General features: G+C 46.9%; 3 protein-coding genes. All 3 read left to right on the top strand.

Going from position 1 to position 2,843, the window contains the following annotated elements:
- Positions 1 to 293 precede the first annotated feature (293 nt).
- From KDK15_RS03770 to KDK15_RS03760, 3 genes are read left to right on the top strand one after another with little or no spacing between them, the layout of a single operon-like run.
- Positions 294 to 1,349 (top strand): Mbeg1-like protein, encoded by a 1,056-nt coding sequence (locus KDK15_RS03770; protein WP_257294029.1) that lies wholly within the window; start codon positions 294 to 296, stop codon positions 1,347 to 1,349.
- Between the two features lie 12 nt (positions 1,350 to 1,361).
- Complete coding sequence (locus tag KDK15_RS03765; RefSeq protein WP_257294028.1) at positions 1,362 to 2,021, top strand: hypothetical protein; 660 nt, start codon at positions 1,362 to 1,364, stop codon at positions 2,019 to 2,021.
- Between the two features lie 12 nt (positions 2,022 to 2,033).
- Positions 2,034 to 2,318, top strand: coding sequence for a hypothetical protein (locus KDK15_RS03760; RefSeq protein ID WP_257294027.1), 285 nt, complete (start codon positions 2,034 to 2,036; stop codon positions 2,316 to 2,318).
- Positions 2,319 to 2,843 lie beyond the last annotated feature (525 nt).

Genomic DNA, 2,843 nt, shown 5'->3' with positions numbered 1-2,843 from the left:
AATCGAAGGGGTTTGAGGTGATCAGGTCTACTCACCTCAAACCCCAAAACTCATTCGGGCGATTACTCTCCCACAATTACTATTCCAAGTGTGTTTCATTAAGGCAATTGAAAAAGTACTTGAAAAAATTTAGTCATTGTTATGCCCATAACGCTCACCCCAATATTTACACCATGCTTCAGAGTCAGGCTCCCTTACTTCCAAGATTGATGCTGCATATTCAAAATAATCTTGGTTTCGTGTAGATCACATCTGTCTTATTGACACCGGAATAGTTGAGTTAAGGAAGACTTATGTATTTTGCTAACAAGGAATTGTTGAACCCTCCTGTCAGTCGGGCAGCATACAGCGACCGAACCGCTTGGCTCATGTCCGAAACGTCCCGGTTGGCTTACTTTCAGTTCGAGGGAAGCCTAGAGCTGAGTAAAGTGGCTCAGAACCTTGCTAATGACAGTGACCCTGAATCTGTTGAGACTGCGCTGAACAGCCTTCTGTCAGACCGGCAGCTGTCGTCTGATGCTGCGAAGGATGAGCTGAGCCTCCATCTGGCTGTAGCAAGATTCACCCTACATAGTGTGTTTAATCACAATGAGACGCAGGCATTTCTGGCATCTAGTGAATCCCATCGAATGAATGTCCTCGCCTTCAGGGGCACAGAAAAAAACCTTAAAGACATTAAAACAGATCTCAAGGCATCCATGATTGAAATGGATGGAGTCAGGGTTCACCACGGTTTCTATCAAGCTCTTGAATGTGTCAGGCCTGAAATCGAAGGAGCCCTTAGAGAAGTAAGAAAAAACGGTTACCCTCTGTACATCACGGGTCACTCATTAGGCGGAGCCATAGCCTTGCTCGCCACAAAGTTTCTGGCGGAGGACAGTATTGGTGCCTGCTACACATTCGGAAGCCCTCGTGTGGCATGTTCACAATTTGGGGATTCAATCAAAACACCAGTGTACCGGCTGGTTAACGCAGCGGACGGCGTACCCAGAGTTCCGCCTGCCTACCTGCAGAACGCCTTGATCGCCTTCTTTGAGGTTATCCGCATTCCTTACGTTAGCGACACGCTCATCAAAGTATTGGACAAAGTATCAGGATACCGGCATCACGGCGACATGAGATACCTTACCGCCTGCAAGGCAGACCACAACGACCTCAGGCTACTGCAGAACCCATCCCTCATCGACCGGGCATGGAGGTTGTGTAACCGGGTAGTAACTTGCGGTCCCACAGTAATCGCTTCGGATCACTCTATACAGGCCTATTCAACAAAACTGTCAGCCTACGCAGAAAAGCGCAGTAGTGCGTCCGGGCATGACCTACAGCTGTCATCAACAATGGAAAGTTAATAAGGCAAAGCCATGTTCAGATTAATAAAGAGAGCTTTGGCTGCACTCACCATGCTAACCATGCTTGGCTGCGTCTCGATTCCACAAGAGGCTCCGACAATATCGGCAGAGCTAGGGAAACGGATCAGCGCAATCGAAGAGGCCAACATCACGTTGCTGAACCGGTTCTTCGATCAGAAGCGTGCTGAGGTTGACCGGTTTATCGAGCAGGAATGGACACCCGTTTTTGCCAAGGAAGTGTTCTCTGATCCCAAGGTGGTAGATATGTGGAACCAGGTAGTACGCAGCAGCAACGACAAAGACCGATTGAAATTCCTGGTTTTGATGGGACCCAAGCTGCAAACCAAAATCAACGCCAAACGCCTGACACTAATCCGCCCCTTGGATGACCTGGAGCGCCGTATTGAAGATAGCATCCGTGCAGACTTCAATCAGGCCAGAGCCATTAACAATACTATTACCAGCTTCCTGTTATCGGCTTCCGAAGTAACTGTGAACCGTGATCGCTACCTGGAGATGGCTGGTGTTGGTGATCAGCAATTGAATGACTGGATCAACTTGGCTGACAACGCTGTTTCAGAATTGCTGGAGGGCGCAAAGGATGGGGAAAGTAAGATTGCCAGCGCAGAAAAATACCTGACTGAACTTAACAAAATCAGAGATTCAATATAAGGAGATAGAGTCATGGCAATTGACTGGGAAAGCTTTGAAAGCGATCTGGATGAAAGAATTGATAGCGCTGGCGAACGCACTGATGCCAGACTAGCAGAAAAAATGTCATCCATTACCCGAATGACGGATGAAGAGATACAGGAACTCCTGCCTGACCCCGCTGACGCCAAAAAGCTTACAGACCTGATGAAAATAGTGAAGTCTGCAGACGATCGTAACACCAAAGTTAATATGATAGTGGCCAATGCCGAGGACTTTGGCGGCGTGCTGGTTACTTTGCTTGAAAAATTCACTTAGCCTGCCTCACTTAATCGAATCCTGACAGGTCTGCAGTGCAGGTCTGTCGGATAACGAATTCATGCATCCCAATTCATCTCGTCAGCCCATATGGTTACGGGCCACATACCATATCAATCCAAACTTTGAATTGGAGCTCATTTTCACTCCACTCTTGCGGTTCTAGCGATAACGCTTTTGACGTTCTGCATTGCTCATAGCCATCATAATGTTACGCCGATAACAAACAGTGAGTAGAGCATTAAAGGTAGACTGTTATGGGCGTAATAATAAATATGAATATTTTCAATTGGTGTAGTTCATTGGTGTATATACCATTTGATAATTGGTATATATCCTTACGGCTGCGCAGGAAAACATTTCTACGGTATAGGTTTAACTAATACTAAGCGCCCCAAACCCCTCTAACACGCGATGCCTGCGTTAGATATGTCGTGTTCTTTTTTAGTTGAATGATGGTAATCATATTTTGTTTTTTTGCTTGGGCTAACCGGCGGGTGCGCTGGCAATTTACCCTGGGCAACG

The sequence above is a fragment of the Endozoicomonas sp. YOMI1 genome (assembly GCF_024606345.1).
Taxonomy (GTDB): Bacteria; Pseudomonadota; Gammaproteobacteria; order Pseudomonadales; family Endozoicomonadaceae; genus Endozoicomonas.
Note: the sequence above shows the minus strand (reverse complement) of the source record. Positions and strands in the feature narration are given on the sequence as shown.